Here is a 20,701-nt window from a genome sequence, read left to right as displayed (position 1 = left end):
TTGAAAATCCTGAAATTTCAAATTGTGTGTGGTTATAGCCTTGAAGCCCCGCTCCCAATATGGAGTTTTCCGGTTTTGTCCCCCAAGAACCGGCATTGGCGCAACCGGAAAGGAAAAAAGAGATAATTAATAGTGAGACAAGCTTGGGGAAAATTCGCCAAAAGGTTATTTTTGGGGACATACGGCGGGCTCCTTCAAATTATGAGGCTCATTAATTGGGTATTCAGGATCACCATAGCTATAGCAAGACGTGGTGATTTTCACTTCGTCACAAGGTAAAAAATGGACATCGACCCCACACACTTCTTTATCATATTGCGGAATAGGCACCCAGGCTTCGTGATAAGTCGTATAACGGTCTAATTCTTTTTCCCAGCGGTTATAGGCTTCTACTTGATCAAAATCAGGTGCTGGAGATATTTTACTTTTATCGAGTTTTTCCCATTGAATATGCGCGATTAAATTAGGGCGCCATTTTTCAGGGATCATGACACAACATACCGTGCCGCCAATACTGCCGTAACCTTCATTAATCGAAAACGCGGTAATACTGTATTGAGTGTGGTTATAGCCTTGAAGCCCCGCTCCCAATATGGAGTTTTCCGGTTTTGTCCCCCAAGAACCGGCATTGGCGCAACCGGAAAGGAAAAAAGAGATAATTAATAGTGAGACAAGCTTGGGGAAAATTCGCCAAAAGGTTATTTTTGGGGACATACGGCGGGCTCCTTCAAATTATGAGGCTCATTAATTGGGTATTCAGGATCACCATAGCTATAGCAAGACGTGGTGATTTTCACTTCGTCACAAGGTAAAAAATGGACATCGACCCCACACACTTCTTTATCATATTGCGGAATAGGCACCCAGGCTTCGTGATAAGTCGTATAACGGTCTAATTCTTTTTCCCAGCGGTTATAGGCTTCTACTTGATCAAAATCAGGTGCTGGAGATATTTTACTTTTATCGAGTTTTTCCCATTGAATATGCGCGATTAAATTAGGGCGCCATTTTTCAGGGATCATGACACAACATACCGTGCCGCCAATACTGCCGTAACCTTCATTAATCGAAAACGCGGTAATACTGTATTGAGTGTGGTTATAGCCTTGAAGCCCCGCTCCCAATATGGAGTTTTCCGGTTTTGTCCCCCAAGCACTCGCATTGGCACAACCGGAAAGGAAAAAGGAATAGGCTAGAATTAATAATATTATTTTTAATTTAATCATATTACCTACTTTATTTATTATAAAATAATAATGAAATATAAATAATTAGTTTATGATTTAACATTGATGTTAGAAAGGGAACTTACTAAAGTACAACCACAAGCGCAATGATGTCCATCTAATGCAATTGCTTTTTTATTTATGATTGAGTTTGTTGCTCCTTCGATAATTTGATTTTCACCATGTTTATTACAAATAACAGAATCACCAATACAAGCGACAGGTTTTCCATACGCTAAGTAGCTTCCGGTCATCACTTTTCCACCATAAGGATTTAAAGTATCTCCAACTCTAATTATCTTTTTCATTTTATTTTCTTTTTAAGTGTGAATTTGAAAAATAGTAATATGAATAATTTAATTATTAAAAGAGTGTTTGCGAATATATTCCTCTACAGTGCCTAAGTGGTCACTATTATTAGCTTGAATAGCAAGGTTATATAAGTAATTGAAATTTTCTTCTTGAGTTATGGAGGTGTTATTAAATTCAGAATATGACCTTAATTCTTCAGCATCACTAATACAGCCAATTTTATTTATTTGAGCATCATTAAACTGCATTATTGGAAAACTTTTATCTTCAATCTCTGGGTGATAACTTCCTAGTAACCAACTCATATCATTATCTCTATCTAGCCAGCCCCAAATAAAAGTAATATCAGTAAATCTTTTTTGTTGTTCTGAGGTAAGAATATTATTTACTAATGTTGGAAATACGCGTGTATCATAAAAACGAAGTAAACAAGATTTAAATCCCCATTCTACTTCTGCAAGAGAAAGTAAAAAAGTAGATAACATATTAAAGGAAAGTGGGGATGATGTTATTAATAATCTAGGTTCTGAATAAAGTAACTCAAACAACTTTTCTATTAAAATTAAGTGTGTGCTTTTATTCCACTCAATACGAATAAGTAGAGGGGCTTGTTCCAAAAAACCTTCTTCTGGCATATTAGTGAAAAGAGAAAACCATCTAATCTCATTATCCATTTTGATTAACGCTGGAACAATAGGGTTCTCTAGTCCTGCTTGATCAATAATAATATCAATGTAATCTAGATGCGTTTTTTCTGAGATTAATTTTAATTGATTTATCCACTGTGTCGTTATTTCTTTTGAGGGGACTTGCAATGTATTATTCACGAATGGCGACTCCCATAGCATTTTCTTGTGCTTTCTTTAAACACTCTTTACAAACAGATTGAGGAAGATCTGGTAATGGAAAATCTTCACTTGCCGGCTCACTCCAAATATGTTGCCCTTTTAGACTTAATCGACTTGGTGTATGAATTTCAATTTGTCCATCAGGCATTATTTTGATGTACCCACCTCCACAACCGAGTGTGATACCCTTTTTAGCGGTTAATTGAAGATGGCCTTGAGTTGATTGTACGGTAATATCTTTAAGCGCTGTTGCTTCGAAGATATCGCCATGCGATTCTAATTCAAAAGGTCCTTTCCCTGAGACAATTCGAATTCCTTCTTTTTGAGATAGCATAGAGATTTTTTTGTAAGCGTTGGTGGCTATATTCTCTGTACTAGATAAATGCATTTCACCTTTAGATTGTGCATAGAGTGTTCCTACACTTTGCATAAGAATTGTTTCATTGGTAATAATGCCAATTCCTTCTGGAGCATGCATTAGAATAGAAGGGGATGCCAGTTTGTCCGTATTTTTTAAAAGATTATCTAACCCTGCTTTTTCTGGTTGGAGATTGTGGTGTGCTTGGGTAATTTCTCTACAATCATCGAGTTGACTTATTGCCCCTTTTACTAACGATATTGCAGGTTCCATCGCCAGCACTTCACCGCCTGCTTTGGCTTGATTATCTGCACTAATAAATAATCCTTTACCGGCTCTTATTGCCCCCCAACTGTCAGTGCGTAACTCAAAGCCTTCGCCACGTTTATCTCGATTGGCATCAACAATATGCCCTAAATTTAATTGTGATTTACCGCCATATTCAGTGCTGATTTTGATATGTTCTTCACCGCGTTTATCTTCCATACGTAGCTTATTATTAGCCGGTGTACGAATAACATTGCGGGTATTATTTTTGTCGGTTACATGGTCTGGACGACGTGAATCATGAAGCGCATGGGCGATATAAGGTCGGTCAGGGTCGCCTTCATGAAAAGCGATAGCGACTTCTGTCCCTTGGATTAGAGGAAAGTGCATCCCGTAAGTGTCACCAGCATAAGGTTTTGCAAGGCGCACTGGCATGCTTTCATAACCCAAGGGTTTTTCATCACGATCGGCATCAAATTTTACCCAATAAAAGCCATCTTCATTTTGATGCGCATAAATATCGTTATCTTTAGCACTGGTGATACGTGCGGTAAGTGTACCTGTGATAATAGGACGCGGTTTAACAGTAGGTCGCCAGCAAAGGGTTTCACTGTAAGGAATCGCATTAAATCGGACTTGCAACGCTTTTTCTCGACCACCACTAAAACGTAGACGAGTGATTAAAATCGGTGATTGAAACACAGACGGTAATGATGAAGGTATTGCGTTATCAGTGATGGTTATCACTTGTAATGGAGAGAGAAAAGCTGCATTACTTTCGCCTTTTAAGCGCGTTTGACGAGTTAAAAAGCGCTCATGATCAAGCCGTGCCCAAAAGTTGGCGGTTTCTGCTTCAGGGTTGAGTTTATCACCGCGAGAAAGATGTCGAGCCTGATAATGATAAACTTCACCATAATGGATCTCCTCACCTTCACCACGGGTCATATCCGTTACTGCTGAAATCAAGGTATCTTGTGCTTGTCGATGGTTGTAATCTTTGGTTAATACATTTTGTTCGACCACTTGATGACGCAGAGATAATCCCCACACACTTTCTTGATGATTATCGTTCATGCCTGATGGGCTATTTAAAGGCAGGGTTTTATCAAAGGTATAAGCACTTTGGCGATCAGCAAATCGGATCACTTCAGTTTGTGTTTGGTCTTGCAAATAGAACGAATAAAAAATACCGACTTCACTTAATAGTCGTTCGATAAATTGACGATCACTTTCATTATATTGGTTTATTTGCTCACGTTTGGGATATTCATTTTTAAGTGTAAATTCAAATTCCCAATCTTTAAAATTATGCTCACGTAAAATTTGACTAACGACATCAGTAACAGACTGATTGAGGAAAAAGCGATGAGAACGTATCTGATGGCGTAATAAGGCAAATACGGGCTCAATAACTAATTGATAACGGGCTTCATCTTTTGATCCAGATAGGCGCCGAAATTGTGTGACAACGCCGTGAACTTGCTTGGTGATGGGCTCTTGAGTTGCTAATTCTGTAATGCTATTGAGTGGAGGAGTAAAAGAAAGTGTCGCACTACGACGCAACAGTTGTTGCGGTTGTAAATCCTGAGCTTGGCAGGTAAAAGTAATTTGATAATGGTAGGTATCACTTATTGCTTCGCGTCCTGTGAAATATTCTACATCAAGTAAAACATCACAACCCTGTACATTAAGGTGATAGCGATTTTGTCCGTTAAGTAGAGCTTGAGTTGTTTTTTTTAAATTCATAGTGAAATGATATAAACACATCCCGTTTGTTTATTATTAACAAACTTTCTGTATTTACCCTTGAGTTAAAAGTATTAATTGATATTTATTTCAGTGAAGTGTTTTTTTAATGCATTTTTTGTTTCTTGTATCTTATTTTGCTGAATTAATTTATCAATTTTTTTTATTTGATATAATATATTATTTGTGGGGGTTGGTCGTTCGTTATTGTTTATTTCAACATCTTCCCCTGTTTCTTTAATTAAAATTTTTAATCCATAAGTAGGTAAATAATAAAAGTAATAAATTTTTTCTATGTTTTTAATGCCATAAATAAACCCATTATTGGAAATTAATTGCATCGATTTATTCCAATGTTCTCCAAAATAAATCATACGAGATAAGAAATAACTACTAAAAGGCTCTCTAATACCACTTTCAGAATGCATAAACCAAGCTCTCGAATCATGTATATGGTTATCTAACAGATCAACTATTTTTCCTATATAAGAGTCTTTATCATTTTTAACTAAAGCACTTTTTAAAGTAGAATATAATTTTTCACTTTTTTCTTTTAGACTTAAATATTCATTGCGTTCATCTTGGTATGTAATTAAATATGCATAATCTTGAATTTCTCCACCTAATTCTTGTAATATGCTTGCTTGAATATCCACACTAACTGGAAAACTATATTCAGGAAGTGAATCGCATTTTTTATCGGGTATATAATAAGGGTTATCAGAATGATAATAATTCATTGATTCACAAAATTGTTTTACTTTTTGGTGTTTTGTATCAATTAAAGGAGGAGGCCGAGATATATCTTCATAATCAGCTTTAAATTCTAAGGATGCTTCCCAAAATTGTCCCCTTGAATTAGTTGCATCAAATAAAGGCGGGCCTATATGCTTAGGTGAAGGTTGCCAATTATTAATATCACTTTGCTTTTTTTGCTTTTTTTGCTCTTTTTCTCTTTTTTCACGAATTTCTGCTGTTTTTTTATTTACATCCCAATATTCTTTAGCTATTGCATTACTTGCTTGTTTACTGAATTCTGGATCATAAGGTTGCACTTCTATATCTGCATGTTGTGGTGCATTTTTAAAAAAATCTTGTTGTGTAAGATTCATTGCTGAATCTTGAGGGGATGCATAACGTCCAATACGCCAAGCGGTGATTAAAATAAGTTGGCATTCAATAACGCTTTCAATATCGTCAGTAATAAAACGGTTAGGTATATATGATTTTATATTATTATTTTTTTGCTTTATTGTTATTTCGGGAAGGGTTTTTTCTCGCCAGATATTAAATTTATTAATTATAGAATTTGATATTTCAAATTCATCTATTGTTGCTGGTTTGATTTTTCTAAATAAATAATAGTCTTGTTGTTTAGGGGGTAATAATAAAAAAGACTCTTCGCTTAATGCTAAAGGTGCGCCAGCATCTATTGCGGCTGCGTACATATCATGTAAAGTAATTTGAGAGATAAGTTCTTCATGACCAGCTAGAGCTTTACCTTGATCTCCAGGCGGATAGCCACCCCCTATATCAGAGTGCATTCCGGGGTAAATGACTTCTATGGTATTAGGGAGATAGTTTCCTTCGGGTGTACGTATCGAATCGACAGCAAAGGATTGGCGTTGCTCATGGGAGGCCACAAAATGATAACAGTTTTTAATTAAATCTGATTTTGGGAGTTGCTGAGTGCCATCAGCCCAGCCATTATGACCGGTAAACATAGGCATAACATTAGCTAATCCAACGGCTGCAACAGTATCAAAAAGCCCTAAAAACTCAACTGAAACAGGGATACCATAGAGAGTTCCTTTAGGAAACATTAATGGTCGCAATGGTGGAGCTTGTGTATAAATATAAGTGAGAAATTTATCTAACCAATATATAAATGTTCTTGCTTCCGCTGAACCCCGAGAAAATCCATAGATATATAATTTTAAAGCCACGAATTTGGGTTTATTTTTTATAATCTTATTTCTTATCGTTCTAAATTGATCACATAAAATATGTGTTGGGTTATAACTTTCCGACGGTTCCATATTTAACTGCAATGTGCGCATTTTCGATAAGGTTAATTTATCACCTGTCACCGCATGATATAATGTATTGTATATTTGAATCAGTGCCCAATTTATACGAGCTAGACCACCTGTTGCAAAAGTTAATCCTGAACTGTAATACTCATAGGTTTTTATTTCAGGGAAAGGAGTGCCTACACCAGGTAAATAGTAAGCATAAAATCCTTTATCCATTGCCTCTTTTATATCTGGAGAACTGGCATGATAAAGCTTTGCCACATTTGTTGGATGTGGTGGATTTGCATCATCTGTATCATTCTTATTATTGTTATTTGTACCATCAAAGAAAAAACTAGCATGTAAGGTTTTACAACATTGCGTTGTGTCTTTTTGAGTGAGATGTGATTTATTTTGATTTTCTTCGTATTCAATTTTTTTTATATTTTGTTTCACTTGTTGGCCAGTCAATGTTAATCGACCTTGATCAGGAAATATAGGCGGAGCCCAACAGGGGTCGCCACCCATAACTTGTTTGCTATCTCGATAAAATTTTATGATATTAATAAGTGTTGAATCGACTTTATTTATTTCTGACATACTGCAGGCTCCTCCATAAAGCTAGGCTCTTTAATGGGATAGTCAGGGTGATTAGTCGCATGACAAGAAAGAGTAATTTTTACTTCCTGACAAGGGAGAAAATGGACATCCATACTGCAAGGTTCGTCATACTCGGGAATGTCAACGACTTTACTGTAATGGCGATAATTGGCTTTGTGTTTGTCCATATAAGCCCTAAAGTTAGGATCGGCTACACCGGGTATATCTGTAGGGTATGCATCGGGATCGACTTCCCATTCCACTAAAACGGTTTGATTAGGTGTCCATTTTCTCGGCACCATAATGCAACAAGTTCCTGCCGCACCTTGCCCATAATAACCATTAACTTTAAACCAATTTACGGAAGTGCCTTTCACGTGGTTAAATCCGTGTAAATTCCCAGCCAGATATTCCACTTTGGGTTTATGGATAAAGAGTAAATAAATCGCAATAAGAGCAATGACTATCCCAATACATGCAAGTTTTTTACGGGTTAATTTTATAGGCATACTTAGATTTCTCTATTCCTTAATAATATGCATTAATCAATGCGGCAACTCATCACTAAAGCTCAGCGTTATTCCATCTTCGTCGTTATAGCCTAAAATGACATACTGTGATTTCTCTGCACTGGCTTGGCGTAATAGTAACTGTTGACTCAATATAGGCAGAATTTGTTGATTAAGCAGACTATCGATATTTCGAGCGCCAGTGTCTGGTAATAAACAAGCATCAACAAGGGTATCGTAGAGCGTTTCTTCAACAATACCGGTTAATCGATAATGGGTATAAAGTCGCTTGATCACATTTTTTAATTTCATCTCAACAATAATGCGTAGTGCTGTTGCATCAAGAGGGCGATAAATTAATGTTTGGAAGCGTGCCAGTAGTGCCGGTTGGAAATGTTCACGCAAAATAGGGCGAAGCGTTTCGTGTAAATCGCTATCTGTACTTAATGGCGACTCTTCCAGCTGCTGCATTAAATAATCACTGCCTAAATTTGCAGTCATTAAAATAACAGTATTACGAAAATCAATCTCGCGCCCTTCGCCATCTCGCATAAATCCGCGATCGAAAACTTGGTAAAATAGGTTAAGAACATCTCGATGAGCCTTTTCAACTTCATCAAGTAATACAATACTATAAGGGCGTTTTCTTACAGCTTCGGTTAATACGCCACCTTGACCATATCCCACATAACCCGGAGGTGACCCCTTTAATTGGCTGACAGTATGGGCTTCTTGATACTCTGACATATTAATAGTGATTAAAGATTTTTGACCACCAAAGAGAGCATTCGCAAGTGCTAAAGCAGTCTCTGTTTTACCTACGCCACTAGGACCCACTAATAAAAAGACACCTTGAGGTCCATTTTCAGAAACTAATCCGGTTCTTGATGCTCGTAAACGCTGAGCTAACGCTAACAGCGCGTTATCTTGTCCTATAACTTGTTGTGCTAGATTTTTTTCTAACTCTAATAAACCAATTTGTTCATCTTTAAGTAGGCTTGAAAGCGGAACGCCAGTCCAATCCGCAATAACAGTTGCTACCGTACAAACATCAACATCAGGATTTAATAATGGAGCGCCTTGTTGTAACTGAATAAGTTGTTGCTGAAGTTGTGCTGAAAGCTTTGCATTTTCAGGATCTTGTCTGCTTTCAATTAACTGACAGATCATCTCTTTTTCTTGTTCGAAGCGCTGTTCTAGTGTTTCGAGTTGATGTGCTAATTGGGCATCTTGAGAAGATAAATCAGATAATTTTATTTGATTAGTTAAATTGCCAATAGTGATGTCATCGAGTATCGCTTTTTGTTCCAGTTCTAATGCATAACGTTTAGCTTTAATGCGAGTTAACTCTTCAGGTAACGTATCTAAACTCATGCGAATTCTTGCACTTGCGGTATCAAGTAAATCAACTGCTTTATCAGGGAGTTGCCTACCTGTTAAATAACGGCGTGATAACGTTACTGCGGCTTTTACGGCATCATCGGTAATATGTACACCATGATATTTTGCATAACGAGATTTAAGTCCTCGTAACATTAAAAAGGCTTTTTCATCATCAGGTTCATCAACTTTTACGATTTGGAAACGGCGTTCTAATGCGGCATCACGTTCAAAGTATTGTTTGTATTCTGACCAAGTGGTTGCTGCAATTGTGCGTAATTCACCACGTGCTAATGCTGGTTTTAATAAGTTAGCAGCATCCGCCCCTCCGGCTTGGTTACCTGCACCAATAATGGTATGTGCTTCATCAATAAATAATAAAATAGGCGTAGGTGATTGCTGAACAGCATCAATTACATTTTTTAGCCGTTGTTCAAATTCACCTTTTACACCCGCTCCTGCTTGTAATAAACCTAAATCTAATGTTCGTAGTGCAGTAGTTTGTAAGCTAATAGGGACATTTTTTTCAGCAATTCGCAATGCAAGCCCTTCAACAAGTGCTGTTTTACCTACACCCGGTTCACCCACTAAAATGGGGTTATTTTTACGACGACGAGAGAGAATATCAACCATTTGACGAATCTCATCGTCACGACCAAATACAGGATCAATTTCACCAAGGCGCGCTTTTTCAGTGACATCAATCGTGAACTTATTTAATACAGCTAGTAGAGCTTCACTTAATGTATGACCAATAATGGCGTTGTCAGGGGAAGTTGAAGGTTGATCGTTATTTTCGTGGTCTAGGTTATTTTCAGTAGTATGATTATGCGCCGCAACTTGTTGAACTTCAGGTCTTTCATCTGATTGGGCATCAAGTAAAGGTCTTAATCGTTGTAGCTGTGTTTCACCTAATGTCATTAAAGGCCAGAGTGCATCTAATTGTACTAATGTTGGATGGCGAGTTATTGTCGTAAGTAAATGGACACTACGAATTTGCTCGATATCTTCATCAAGAGAAGCAATTACCCAGGCATTCTTAATCAGTTCTAATAAAGGCTTGGATAATTGAGGTCGGCTGTATACAGAGCGGGGTAATTTATCAATTGCGTCAAGTAAGTCTTGCCAGAGTGCTGATAAATCCCATTCATAGCGACGAGCTAAAACAGTGATATCGCTTTCACCTAGCTCTAGAATTTTTAATAACCAGTGTTCAATAGTGACTTCTGCATGGGCACGTGTTTGGCATAATGATGCCGCCGCTTCCAGCGCTTTTGCACAATAAGGATTTAATCGACGCAATAGCATGATAGATTGATTTTCCATGTTTTCTCCCAGTAATGAAGTCCCTATTGAGGGAATTTAGGTACGCTACCGCCCTTAGCCATAGACCGAGGCTCATAAGGTCATACTTGTCATATTTCAAGTTGTAGCGTTGTTGACTGCATTCATTCGCGCTAGTCACATACTTATGTATGCTCCTAGCGACTCATTCATTTGTCGCCTAGCTACACCTTGAACTATTTAGAGTATTTACTCGTCGTACTTTGAATTATTTAGGGTATAAATGGCTAATAGTGTTTTAGTTTAAATGTTTTTAAAAACAGGCGGTTAACCGCCTGTTTATTTCTACTTTACGCAGTGGCGCGTTCATTCCATGAATCTGAATGAATGATATTTCCGTCTTTATAAGTCCAAGTGATTTTTTCGTAACGCAATTCAACTTCTTCGAGGTGATTGTGTTTCTCTTTGGTTGGATCTTTGATGTTGTGCATCTTAGGCGCTACTTTGACTACCTTGACGTTTTCTAGAGTGGTGTTGAAATATTCAACTTCTTGACCTGCGTCATCGATGCGATACCATTTAAACTCTGCCTTTTTCAACGTTTGCCCAGTTGTAACTGCCTTGTATAAATACGGGCTGGAAGCATCAATTTCTTTGACAAAAATAAATGGGGTATGGATACGTGTACCGGTTAATTTGCCAGTGTTGTTATCTGTTGGAATATACAAGTTGTGATCTTGAGCAACGACTTCAATACTGCCTTCACGATCTTGAACATTCACTGAGCCTTTGATATCCGCATTACCGTCATCTTTTAACCAGAGGTATACAGGAATAGCCATAATTACATCTCCTTTCTAAGGTTTAGTTGCCACCATCCTTCAGTGGCGTAAGGTCATCAGCTAATACCTGACAAGCATCAGCTTGAGGTATCAGGCGAATTTCAACTCGACGATTACGAGCTCGGCCATCGAGTGTTGAGTTATCTGCAACAGGCTGATGTTGGCCATATCCTTGCACTGCAAAGCAAGATGGTGCGATATCACTGGTTTTGATCATCCAATCACGCACGGCTTCAGCTCGTTTAAGAGAAAGTTTTTGATTTAAATCGGGATTACCGGTGTTGTCGGTATACCCAGAAATAACAATTAACCAACCAGGTTTGGCTTTTATATTGATAAGTGCATCAACAAGCACTTTGGTGGCTTCGTTTTTTAATTCGTATTGACCTGAAGCGAAGAGGGCAAGGCTATCTAACGTCACCATTTCAGGAATTTCTTGTACGATGATAGGCGCTGGTGGTAGTGGGGGAGCCCATGAACTGAGCAAGGCATGCAAATAAGGTAAGATGTTATTTCCTTGATATAACGCTAAAGAATAGCGAGCAGGAATACCTTCTCGTTGCCAATGAGAGAGAAACGTTGCATCTGAAAGTAACTGTTGATAAGCCACTTTTTTAGGTTCTAAATTCTCATCGGTAATACTTTTAAAGTGATTGATATCATGACTATTATCGTAGATTAATTGCTTGTTATGGTGATAACTACCTGAGAGAGCACCAATAAGAAATAACCCACAAATCATGCCAACAACACCAAAGGTAGTTTCGATTTTTAATAAATTGACATCGTGAGTGAGTTTATCAATCACTCTGTCTGGTAATGGTAATTCGTCATTATTATTTGATGTTTTGGTAATCGCCGGAAATAACGTGGTTTTATGGTGAATAAATTGAGCCCAACGGTTATTTGAAATGGTAGGAACAGGTGTAAATTGCATTGCCCAAGCAACAGGTATGAGACTCGGAGCACCAGATTGAGCAACAGTAAGTAGAGGAATAAATTCACTTTTTAACCAAGCGAGTAATTGATCAAGCCAGAGAGCCATGGTGAGTTGGTTTTCGGTTTGCTCTCTATTTGGTGATAGCCATGTTGAAATAGATTGAGTTGCCAGATTATCAGAGATAACAAGTAACTCTGGTTGATCATTTAAATAGGTTATCCAAGGTGTGATGTCATCAAAATGTGAATTGAGATAATTAACTGGAGAGTTAAGATAAAGGGTCACCCAAAAAGGTAATGTTTTACCTGTTTTTTTATTGCTTTCATGAATAGCACGACGCCAATTAAGTGTTTCTTGAGTGACTTCTTCTTGCTGTAATTGCTGTTCAGGTAATAAGGCGTATAACAGTGATAATCGACGTAATTGTAAGGGGGCAATATCAACGATATGTTGAGTGATGTTGATTAAGTCAATAGGAGAAGAGGCGCGAATATACCAACCTTTAGCTGTTTCCCGATAGGTCTGATTGTCGTGAAAAAGTATTTGTGATTGACCACAAACAATAATAACAGCGCCTTGATAGTTATCAGGAGGGAGCTGGATTGTAAGCGCATCCTTAAGATAGGGGGCACTTTTGTGCTGACGGAAAAACCAGACACATAAAGTAAGTGTGACGATACAAATAAAGGCCGTCAGAAAAAAGGAGATCTCTTTACCAAAAGACCAAAATCCCCAAAGCAACCACAATAATAAGCTTGCTGAAAACAATGTAATACACTGTTTTGTCCTGTTTTTTTGCATCACTTTCCTTGAATGACCCATTGTTGAAGTAAATTTTCTAATGACACAGAAAAACCCCACCACAGCATTGCAAGCACCACAATTCCCCCAAACCAACCTAACCAATAAATATGGCGACGATTCATACGATGCTTGGATTTCATCACTAAAGGTAAATCATTTGAGAGCGCATAGGGGGGAAGTTGAGTGTTGAGTAACTCAATAATTTGTTCACGTTCAGGAGCATTGGTTTGACGATATTTACCAACAAAACCCAGTGTAATCACACGGTGAAAACAGATAAGTACATCATGGTTGGGGGCTGGTTCATTTAATAGATTACGCAACCTATCCCATAGTTTGTCACCCGCTTCTAATGTATTGAAATATTTAGCTTGTAATGGGGATTGTATCCACTGTAAGTAACCGTCATCGCGCTCAGTTCGATTCATCACGCTCTCATCAATTAAAGCGCATTGTGCATAAAGCATGTTTTCGATGGCAGATTGGGAATAGCCTTTTTCTGTGAGTTGTTGGCGTGTTTTATCAATATGTTCACAGACGCGTCGGTAGAAGGCTTTGCCATCAGTAATCTCGGCACCTTGACGTAGCTGACATACCATTAACCAAGTATCAGCAAAAAGCATATCAATCATGTTATTTTTAGCTGTTCTTGTATTCGTTATCATGAGCGAAGTACCGCAAAAAGTTCTAGCTGAATTTCGCCTAATGTTCCTGGCACATAAAAAGCACAGTGACCAGAAGAGAGCATGGCTTGACCAGCTGAATTATTGAGTTCAAGAGCAAAATAGTGATTTTCTAAACGCAGTGGGATAGCTGCAGGAACATGTGTTAAAGGTTGTAATGGAATACCATTAAGTGCGATGTTAACCACACTAGCAACATCGTCATTACTACCGGCTTTACAAAGCAATGGAAATTGAGTGATCAACAAATGAGCGGGTAATGCAGAACGCACTGAAAGATAGAAATCAGCATCTTCGCGTAGGCGAGGATCATGCAATTCGCCACGCCAGAATGGTCCTTCTTTATCGAGAGCAATACTAATCACTCGTGAAGGTAAACTCGCTTCTAACAGCGTGTTCAGTAAGCTAAATAAAGGGGGGAAAACCTGTTCAGGATATGAATGCTGATAAAGTGGAATATCACCATTTTCATGATCGAGTGAAAATGTCAGTAGCGCACCCGTTAGACGTACTAATTCACGATAAAGAAGCTCTGGGTGACGTCCCATTGATGAGAGTAATTCACTTAATACAGGCTCAGCACTGTTTATCGCGTTTAGTAGCCAAAAAAGCGAGACATCAGCGACAGCAAAATCAGCCATTTGCTCATTATTTTCACGGCGCATAGTCATTAGGCGACGACGCTTTGCGACTAAACGATGCATGAATTCTGAGAATAATGTCGTTAATTCAGCGCTTGCACTACAACTCAATAATGGGGGAATAAAATGTTTATCTATTTCCCATGCACCTTGGGCATTGCGGATTAATCGAGTTACCGGACAAGTCATGTATGCGCTATTTTCTTCATGAGCGTAGCGCAAAGTAATACTGTGCCTTAACACTGCGATATCTGTTTGTTCTTGACCAATTAAATCTTGTACTTTCATCCATTCTTGATAGAACGGTTGTGGTCGATCAGCGCGTCCTTCTTGCATAAGGTTACCACCATTAGCTTGTAATAGAGGTAATGCGAGAACGACATCAAGCGTTTGATGTTGCGAGTAATGGCTAAGCTCATTAACGGGAGGTAAGTTATCTGCCAGCGTTGTATCAATTAGCGTGCCGTCAGGAAAACGAACGATAATTTTTTGCGCACTAAGGCGTGAGATAGTTAAGGCGCTTTCATCAAATTCGGCACAAATAACGCCCCATGCTGATGCAATCGTCATATTGGCGATGGTGCTAATGAGATAGCTATCCCATCTTGCTTGTTGTTGAAATTGCTGAGGAGCCAAAAAGGCCCCATCACTCCAGAGGGGGCGGTATATTTTCATCCGTGTTTCACCTTATGCTTTCGCTTTGGGCATTTGAGATACTAACGAGAGATCTACATCCATTCCTTCCACTTGGAAATGTGGAACGGCATACAGCTTCACTCTGAAAAAGCCAGGGTTATCTTCAATATCTTCTACTACCACTTTGGCATCACGAAGCGGGTGGGAAGCTTGTAAATCATCACTCGGATCAGTCATTTCGGTCACTAAACTACGAACCCAATTATTCAGCTCAAGTTCTAATAAACGACGATCTTTTGTCGTGCCAATATTTTCACGCTGAATTAATTTCAGATAATGGGCAATTCGTGAAAGGAGGAAAATATAAGGTAAACGCGCATTGATACGGCTATTCGCTGTTGCATCAGATGTTTCATAAAGAGCAGGTTTTTGCGCAGAGTTTGCAGAGAAGAAACAAGAATAATCACGGTTTTTATAGTAAGACAATGGAATAAAACCGAGGTTGGCAAACTCAAACTCTCGTGTTTCAGGGATCATCACTTCAGATGGAATTTTGACCTGACTTCCTGTTCCTAAATCATAAAGATGAATAGGTAAATCTTTTACAGCACCGCCAGCTTGAGGGCCACGAATTTGTACACACCAACCATTGTTAATAAAGCTTTTAACCATATTGGCAGCAAAAGCAAAGGTTGCATTTGTCCACAAATATTTCTCATGGTCTGGACCTTTTACTTCTTCAATATAATTAAAACTACGTACAGGAATGGTGTCTGGACCATAAGGAAGACGACCTAAAACGCGAGGCATCGTTAAGCCAATATAGCGGGCATCATCAGAGTCACGGAAAGATTTCCATTTGATGTATTCAGCACGGTCAAAGTAGTTGCTGATGTCCTTAATGGCAGCAACTTCTTCCATAGAGTCTTTACCAAAAAATGCAGGACCCACTGAGCCAACAAATGGCATGTGAGCTGATGCCGATATCTTTGCGATATTTCGTAATAGCGCAATATCTTGAGGGCTACGATCAAACTCATAGTTAGAGATAATAGCCGCAATAGGTTCGCCACCTGGGGTATCATACTCTTCGATATAAGTGTGGTGATAAAGGCCACTTTGGATAGTTTCTGGACAATCTTCAAAGTCTTGGCGTAAATCATCCTTAGCAATATCAAGTAACTCTATTTTTACGTTTTGACGAAAATCAGTGCGATCCACTAAGAATTTTAACCCACGCCATGCGGATTCAATTTTTTGAAAGTCAGCGTGATGCATGACTTCATCAAGTTGTTCGCTAATTTGTCTATCTAGATCAGCAATATGGTGATCAAGTAAATTTCGATCTAAACGCTCAACTTTTTGACCTGAAGATTTTAGGCGATCAAGAAAGACTTGAACGGCAACAGTAACGCGCTCATTTGCTGTTGTATCTGCCAGAGCACTATTGTCTTGGAAGATATTAATATCACTTACCTGAGAAACAGGTGTGAGGTTAATTTTTTCAAAGAGTGAGGCGTAAACACCGCTATTCGCGGGCTCATCAAGTACAGTTGTTGTACTTTTTGAAATACTTTCGCTATTAACTGACATAAGCATAATCCTGTAATGATAAAACCCAATTAGTCTTTTTTCGGTGCAAGTTGAGATAATTCCTCGCGTAGCTCATCACTTAGTGCAGGATCTTTCAGGATATTTTCGAGTTCACGACGAAAAGTGATGTTATCAAGGAGGTTAGATTTCAAGTCACGTAAGAGATTACGCATTGCTAGCATGGCGCGGAGTTGAGGTATCTGGCGAGCAACTTGTTCCGGTTCAAAGTCTGCCATCTCTTTAAATGACAGATTGATGCTCTCCTCGCTACCATCATTAGCGAATGTGTTTTTTACGGTGAGATTGACGGAAGGGGAAAACTCAGTAAGTACGCTATTGAAGTTATTTTTATTAATGTTGACCTTTTCTCTTTCTGAAAGAACGCGTTTATCCTTTCCGTTGCTGTAGTCACCGATGGCCAATAGTTTTAAAGGCAACTCAACTTTTTTTTGTGCACCGCCTGTATGTAAGTCGAGTTTTATATTTACCCGCGCTTTAGGAACTTCATTTTGAAAACTATCTGACATAATAAAATCCTTATATTTAACGAATAAAGGATCTCTTGAGAGTGGGGAATAGTAAGTAATTTCACTACCAAGAAATTTATCTTAAAGTGTCCTCTTTATATTAAACAAAATTAAATAAATCAATTTGTCTTAATGTTTTTAGGAGATATCTCTAAAAGTAGAATGAAATAGAAAGAAAATGTATTGAGCTAAATTAGAGGTTTATTCCAAATAAGTATCATAATATGATATTTATTTTATATCTTATTTAAATTCATAATGAGTTATTTTTATATTAAGTGGATTATGTTTATTTGATTAGTATATATACATAGTAATTATTCTTATTGATAATGGCTTGTTATCGTTTCTGTGGTTGTTAAATGATGTGCCAGATGATAAGAGAATAGAAATAAAGCAATGATGCTTTTTTAAACCTTAAACTTTAATGCTTGTATTTCTAAGTATTAATTATTAAGTAGAAAAAGAGCTATTTAACTTCCTTTCATTCTCTTATTTGATTAATTAATGAGTGATTTTATAAATATTTGGGTTAAATTAGAGGGAAAGCAGATAAAACTATTTTTGAGATAGACCCCAATAATAGAGGTAGCAATTATTGGGGTTCTTTGGGAGAAAAAGCATTATCGTTTGCGGCGATAAATACGATGTTCAATCATCGTGCCAATGATCATTAAAGGTGTGTTTTCACTACTGAGTGTTGGGTAGTCACTATTCAATGGTATAAGTTCAAAATGCTCATTGCCATTGGCATCAATGTGAGTTGGTCTGTATTTCTTAAATGTTGCTTCTCTTTCATTATTCGCTGCAACAATAAATTCGCCAGGATGTGGTTTTATTTCAGGATCAACAATGATTACATCTCCTGATTTAAAATCAGGCTCCATTGAGTCTCCTTCTATTTTTAATGCAAAAGCACTTTGTGAGAGTGCTTGATCTGTCAGAATATACTCAAATTCACCATCACAATCCGTAATAGGAACACTATGCACTAAGTTTCCTGCTTGAACGTAGCTTATTAGTGGTAATTTTTTCGTGTTGATATCATGAATAGGTTGAATGTTATCACCCATCATTAACCAACCAGCATCACACTCTAAAGCTCTTGCAATACTAATAATATTACGAGGCTTTTTGGTTGAACCATCTTCTATTGAAGCCCATGATTGTTGTCTGATGCCTGCTTTTTCTGCAGCTTCAGTCTGAGTAAGCCTCAAGGCATCTCTTCTGGATTTAACTCTATTTGCAAGACTCATGTTTCCTCCTATTAAAAGAATACAGATAAAACTGTATTTGACAAACAGATAAACCTGTTATTTAATACAGTTATACCTGTTAAATATTTTATCTAAAAAAGACTAAATTAATAAATGATAATTTATAAGGATTCATTTATAGACTAATAAATGTCGATATAACTAGTTTTGTAGTTTAATAATAACGGTTATTTAGTGTTAGGTTACTATTATAAATAAGAATGGTTTTATTATTGATGATACCTAAAATATAAAATTATAGTTTATTCTTTTTAAGAAAAAGGAGGTTGTAAATGTTAAATTAAAATAATTAGAGTGATGTCAAATTATCATGTATCTGGTAAGTAATGTTTTTATAGGAATGAAAACATTCTATCTATATTAATTGAATCGATAATTATTTAAATATTTATTTAAATAATATTGACACCCTGTTTGTAAAATAAAGGAATATTATGAAACTTATTGATGGATTAAAAACAGAATTAAAAGGTTTCTTCAATGAAACATCTGAAAATAACTATGTGAAGATTTTTGATACGCCCCATGTATGGGGAATGCCATTTGGTAAAGAAATTATGCCAAAAGCGATAGAGCGTGAGGCTGAATTTGAACAAGCCATTACATCTATCTTAGATAAAATGCTGTATCGCTGCGATATTTCTTCTCTTAATGCCCCTGATGAAGAGTGGCGAAAAATTATTCTTGCTGCAATTGATAAATCTTTTTCTGAAAAGAAAGGGCGTAAAGAACGTACACAAATTCGGTTTTTATTTGCACAGACACCAACTGTTTTATTAAACGGCGTTAAATACTATTTTAGTGGAACACCTGAATATCTGGCATTGAAAAAAGATCTTATTGAATTGATTAAAGAACGTGGGAAATATTGGGAATGTATTCCAGATATTTGGATTGGTCGCTTTTACCGTATTATTGATGGCTTAAAAGTCTCTTTAGAAAAAAAAGTGCTGCCAGAAGATTTTATTTCTGAGTTAGATACCCGAATGACATGGAACCATACAAAAATTATTGCTGTTGATGGTTGTGAGGCTTTCGTGGGGGGGCATAATTTAAATATGGATCTTTTTAAAAGTTATCCGCCCGTTCATGATGTTTCCGTTAAGGTTATTGGCGAATCAGCACTTCATTCCCAATTATTTTTAAATAAAATGTGGGATGTGGGTAAAGATTTAATTACGAAAGAATATTTTGATAGTAAAAAAAATGAATGGGTCGCTAAAAAAGCAAGTTATAAAATTATCGATCCATTAACAAAGAGCAGTGTATTAAGAGAAATAAAAAAGAAAAATGAACAAAATTTAGCTCAATCACCAGATGAAGGCTTTTTCAAAACTGACCGTATTTTCTCAGTAGGAAAATATTGGGAAGGACCTGATATGCGAGTTGATTATAAGAAAGGTTCCGAGAAAATGAAGGAATACCTTATAAAAAATGCTAAGAAAAAAATTCGTATGTCTCAACAAGATGTTGTGAGTGCATGGAAGAAAAAATGGAAAGATCACCCTGTTTGTCATTGGATTATTGAAGCGTTATTAAAAAATCCAGAACTCGAAGTTGAAATTGTCGTTTCACCATTAGATGCCGCTGCTGGTGCAAATGGTGACCAATATTCATTTGGCTCTGGTGCGCAAAGAACATTTGAATTATTTAAATATTATCTGACACATGATGTTGAGACAGATGCTGTTATTCCTGATCCTGATAAAATCCGTCAGTCAGCACTGCGTCGTATTAAAATAGCGCCATTCTTTTTTACCGATAAAGTACCAAAAGCACGACAAACGGAAGGTAAAACGTATAAATGGCCAGATGCTGATGAATCATCTTATACCGCCACACTAAAAGAAGCACCGCTGAGTGAAGATCCACCGAAAAAAGGTGATATTGGGCATCCGTTCTGGTCATTGGTTAATGCGAGTGGTATTTATCCTAAAGTCGCTCCAGCTCCGGGAAACCACGCTAAAGTGACTATTATTGATGATGAATTGTATATTGTGGGTTCAGATAATATGTACCCAGGATATTTGTCAGAATTTAACTATCTTGTTGAAGGTAAAGAAGCCGTTAGCACCTTTATTAAAGAATATTGGGATAAATTATGGCAATACTCTGAGCCTCATGCATTTAAACAAAAATAACGGCTATATATTGATTTATCGTTAATTAAAATGAAAATATAAAGGGGAGTTAATCCCCTTTATATCGTTAAT

17 protein-coding genes are annotated in these 20,701 nt (G+C 37.3%); 1 reads left to right on the top strand and 16 read right to left on the bottom strand.

Annotation, left to right across the window (positions count from 1 at the left end):
• The 16 genes from DK865_RS18655 to DK865_RS11175 all read right to left on the bottom strand — a co-directional run.
• On the bottom strand, positions 1-181 hold a 181-nt coding region (locus DK865_RS18655), incomplete at its 3' end, for a hypothetical protein (protein ID WP_162556627.1).
• Positions 166-714: a DUF3304 domain-containing protein gene (locus tag DK865_RS11245; RefSeq protein WP_109391953.1), complete on the bottom strand. Its 549-nt coding sequence runs from the start codon at positions 712-714 to the stop codon at positions 166-168. The genes DK865_RS11245 and DK865_RS18655, both read right to left, overlap by 16 nt.
• Positions 699-1,226 carry a DUF3304 domain-containing protein gene (locus tag DK865_RS11240; RefSeq protein ID WP_109391952.1) on the bottom strand — a complete coding sequence of 176 codons (528 nt, stop codon included), beginning with the start codon at positions 1,224-1,226 and terminating at the stop codon, positions 699-701. The genes DK865_RS11245 and DK865_RS11240 overlap by 16 nt, the downstream gene beginning before the upstream one ends.
• Before the next feature lie 50 nt (positions 1,227-1,276).
• Positions 1,277-1,534, bottom strand: coding sequence for a PAAR domain-containing protein (locus DK865_RS11235; RefSeq protein ID WP_023583752.1), 258 nt, complete (start codon positions 1,532-1,534; stop codon positions 1,277-1,279).
• Positions 1,535-1,582: 48 nt separating this feature from the next.
• Entirely contained in the window at positions 1,583-2,365 is a 783-nt protein-coding gene (locus DK865_RS11230) for a DUF4123 domain-containing protein (protein ID WP_162556626.1), read from the bottom strand.
• The gene (locus DK865_RS11225) at positions 2,358-4,757 is read right to left on the bottom strand and encodes a type VI secretion system Vgr family protein (protein WP_109391950.1); all 2,400 of its coding nucleotides are present in this window, start codon (positions 4,755-4,757) and stop codon (positions 2,358-2,360) included. Before DK865_RS11225 ends, DK865_RS11230 begins: the two co-directional genes overlap by 8 nt.
• Before the next feature lie 74 nt (positions 4,758-4,831).
• Positions 4,832-7,372, bottom strand: coding sequence for a T6SS phospholipase effector Tle1-like catalytic domain-containing protein (locus DK865_RS11220; RefSeq protein ID WP_109391949.1), 2,541 nt, complete (start codon positions 7,370-7,372; stop codon positions 4,832-4,834).
• The gene (locus DK865_RS11215; RefSeq protein WP_023583755.1) at positions 7,360-7,881 is read right to left on the bottom strand and encodes a DUF3304 domain-containing protein; all 522 of its coding nucleotides are present in this window, start codon (positions 7,879-7,881) and stop codon (positions 7,360-7,362) included. Before DK865_RS11215 ends, DK865_RS11220 begins: the two co-directional genes overlap by 13 nt.
• A 36-nt stretch (positions 7,882-7,917) precedes the next feature.
• Positions 7,918-10,587 carry a type VI secretion system ATPase TssH gene (gene tssH / locus DK865_RS11210; protein ID WP_109391948.1) on the bottom strand — a complete coding sequence of 890 codons (2,670 nt, stop codon included), beginning with the start codon at positions 10,585-10,587 and terminating at the stop codon, positions 7,918-7,920.
• 308 nt (positions 10,588-10,895) lie between these two features.
• Positions 10,896-11,387, bottom strand: coding sequence for an Hcp family type VI secretion system effector (locus tag DK865_RS11205; protein ID WP_023583757.1), 492 nt, complete (start codon positions 11,385-11,387; stop codon positions 10,896-10,898).
• 22 nt (positions 11,388-11,409) lie between these two features.
• Entirely contained in the window at positions 11,410-13,128 is a 1,719-nt protein-coding gene (locus DK865_RS11200; protein WP_228407772.1) for an OmpA family protein, read from the bottom strand.
• Complete coding sequence (gene tssL, locus DK865_RS11195; protein ID WP_109391946.1) at positions 13,128-13,796, bottom strand: type VI secretion system protein TssL, short form; 669 nt, start codon at positions 13,794-13,796, stop codon at positions 13,128-13,130. The genes DK865_RS11200 and tssL overlap by 1 nt, the downstream gene beginning before the upstream one ends.
• The gene (tssK, locus tag DK865_RS11190; protein WP_109391945.1) at positions 13,793-15,130 is read right to left on the bottom strand and encodes a type VI secretion system baseplate subunit TssK; all 1,338 of its coding nucleotides are present in this window, start codon (positions 15,128-15,130) and stop codon (positions 13,793-13,795) included. The genes tssL and tssK overlap by 4 nt, the downstream gene beginning before the upstream one ends.
• Positions 15,131-15,142: 12 nt before the next feature.
• Positions 15,143-16,690, bottom strand: coding sequence for a type VI secretion system contractile sheath large subunit (gene tssC / locus DK865_RS11185; protein WP_109391944.1), 1,548 nt, complete (start codon positions 16,688-16,690; stop codon positions 15,143-15,145).
• Positions 16,691-16,713: 23 nt separating this feature from the next.
• Positions 16,714-17,211 (bottom strand): type VI secretion system contractile sheath small subunit, encoded by a 498-nt coding sequence (gene tssB / locus DK865_RS11180; protein ID WP_023583762.1) that lies wholly within the window; start codon positions 17,209-17,211, stop codon positions 16,714-16,716.
• 623 nt (positions 17,212-17,834) lie between these two features.
• Positions 17,835-18,467, bottom strand: coding sequence for a LexA family protein (locus DK865_RS11175; protein ID WP_023583763.1), 633 nt, complete (start codon positions 18,465-18,467; stop codon positions 17,835-17,837).
• Between the two features lie 455 nt (positions 18,468-18,922).
• Between DK865_RS11175 and DK865_RS11170 the strand changes: the two genes are divergently transcribed.
• Positions 18,923-20,629 carry a phospholipase D-like domain-containing protein gene (locus tag DK865_RS11170; RefSeq protein ID WP_023583764.1) on the top strand — a complete coding sequence of 569 codons (1,707 nt, stop codon included), beginning with the start codon at positions 18,923-18,925 and terminating at the stop codon, positions 20,627-20,629.
• Positions 20,630-20,701: the final 72 nt, after the last annotated feature.

It is taken from the genome of Proteus cibi (genome assembly GCF_003144405.1).
GTDB classification, from domain to species: Bacteria; Pseudomonadota; Gammaproteobacteria; order Enterobacterales; family Enterobacteriaceae; genus Proteus; species Proteus cibi.
This window is presented reverse-complemented; position numbering and strand designations above follow the sequence as displayed.

Excerpts from the sequence above, each read along its gene's own strand:
- DK865_RS11175 (WP_023583763.1), bottom strand. The coding sequence starts at position 18,467 with ATGAGTCTTGCAAATAGAGTTAAATCCAGAAGAGATGCCTTGAGGCTT.
- DK865_RS11200 (WP_228407772.1), bottom strand. The coding sequence starts at position 13,128 with ATGCAAAAAAACAGGACAAAACAGTGTATTACATTGTTTTCAGCAAGC.
- tssK (WP_109391945.1), bottom strand. The coding sequence starts at position 15,130 with ATGAAAATATACCGCCCCCTCTGGAGTGATGGGGCCTTTTTGGCTCCT.
- DK865_RS11245 (WP_109391953.1), bottom strand. The coding sequence starts at position 714 with ATGTCCCCAAAAATAACCTTTTGGCGAATTTTCCCCAAGCTTGTCTCA.
- DK865_RS11205 (WP_023583757.1), bottom strand. The coding sequence starts at position 11,387 with ATGGCTATTCCTGTATACCTCTGGTTAAAAGATGACGGTAATGCGGAT.
- DK865_RS11235 (WP_023583752.1), bottom strand. The coding sequence starts at position 1,534 with ATGAAAAAGATAATTAGAGTTGGAGATACTTTAAATCCTTATGGTGGA.
- tssL (WP_109391946.1), bottom strand. The coding sequence starts at position 13,796 with ATGATAACGAATACAAGAACAGCTAAAAATAACATGATTGATATGCTT.
- DK865_RS11215 (WP_023583755.1), bottom strand. The coding sequence starts at position 7,881 with ATGCCTATAAAATTAACCCGTAAAAAACTTGCATGTATTGGGATAGTC.
- DK865_RS11225 (WP_109391950.1), bottom strand. The coding sequence starts at position 4,757 with ATGAATTTAAAAAAAACAACTCAAGCTCTACTTAACGGACAAAATCGC.
- tssH (WP_109391948.1), bottom strand. The coding sequence starts at position 10,587 with ATGGAAAATCAATCTATCATGCTATTGCGTCGATTAAATCCTTATTGT.
- DK865_RS11220 (WP_109391949.1), bottom strand. The coding sequence starts at position 7,372 with ATGTCAGAAATAAATAAAGTCGATTCAACACTTATTAATATCATAAAA.
- tssB (WP_023583762.1), bottom strand. The coding sequence starts at position 17,211 with ATGTCAGATAGTTTTCAAAATGAAGTTCCTAAAGCGCGGGTAAATATA.
- tssC (WP_109391944.1), bottom strand. The coding sequence starts at position 16,690 with ATGCTTATGTCAGTTAATAGCGAAAGTATTTCAAAAAGTACAACAACT.
- DK865_RS11170 (WP_023583764.1), top strand. The coding sequence starts at position 18,923 with ATGAAACTTATTGATGGATTAAAAACAGAATTAAAAGGTTTCTTCAAT.
- DK865_RS11240 (WP_109391952.1), bottom strand. The coding sequence starts at position 1,226 with ATGATTAAATTAAAAATAATATTATTAATTCTAGCCTATTCCTTTTTC.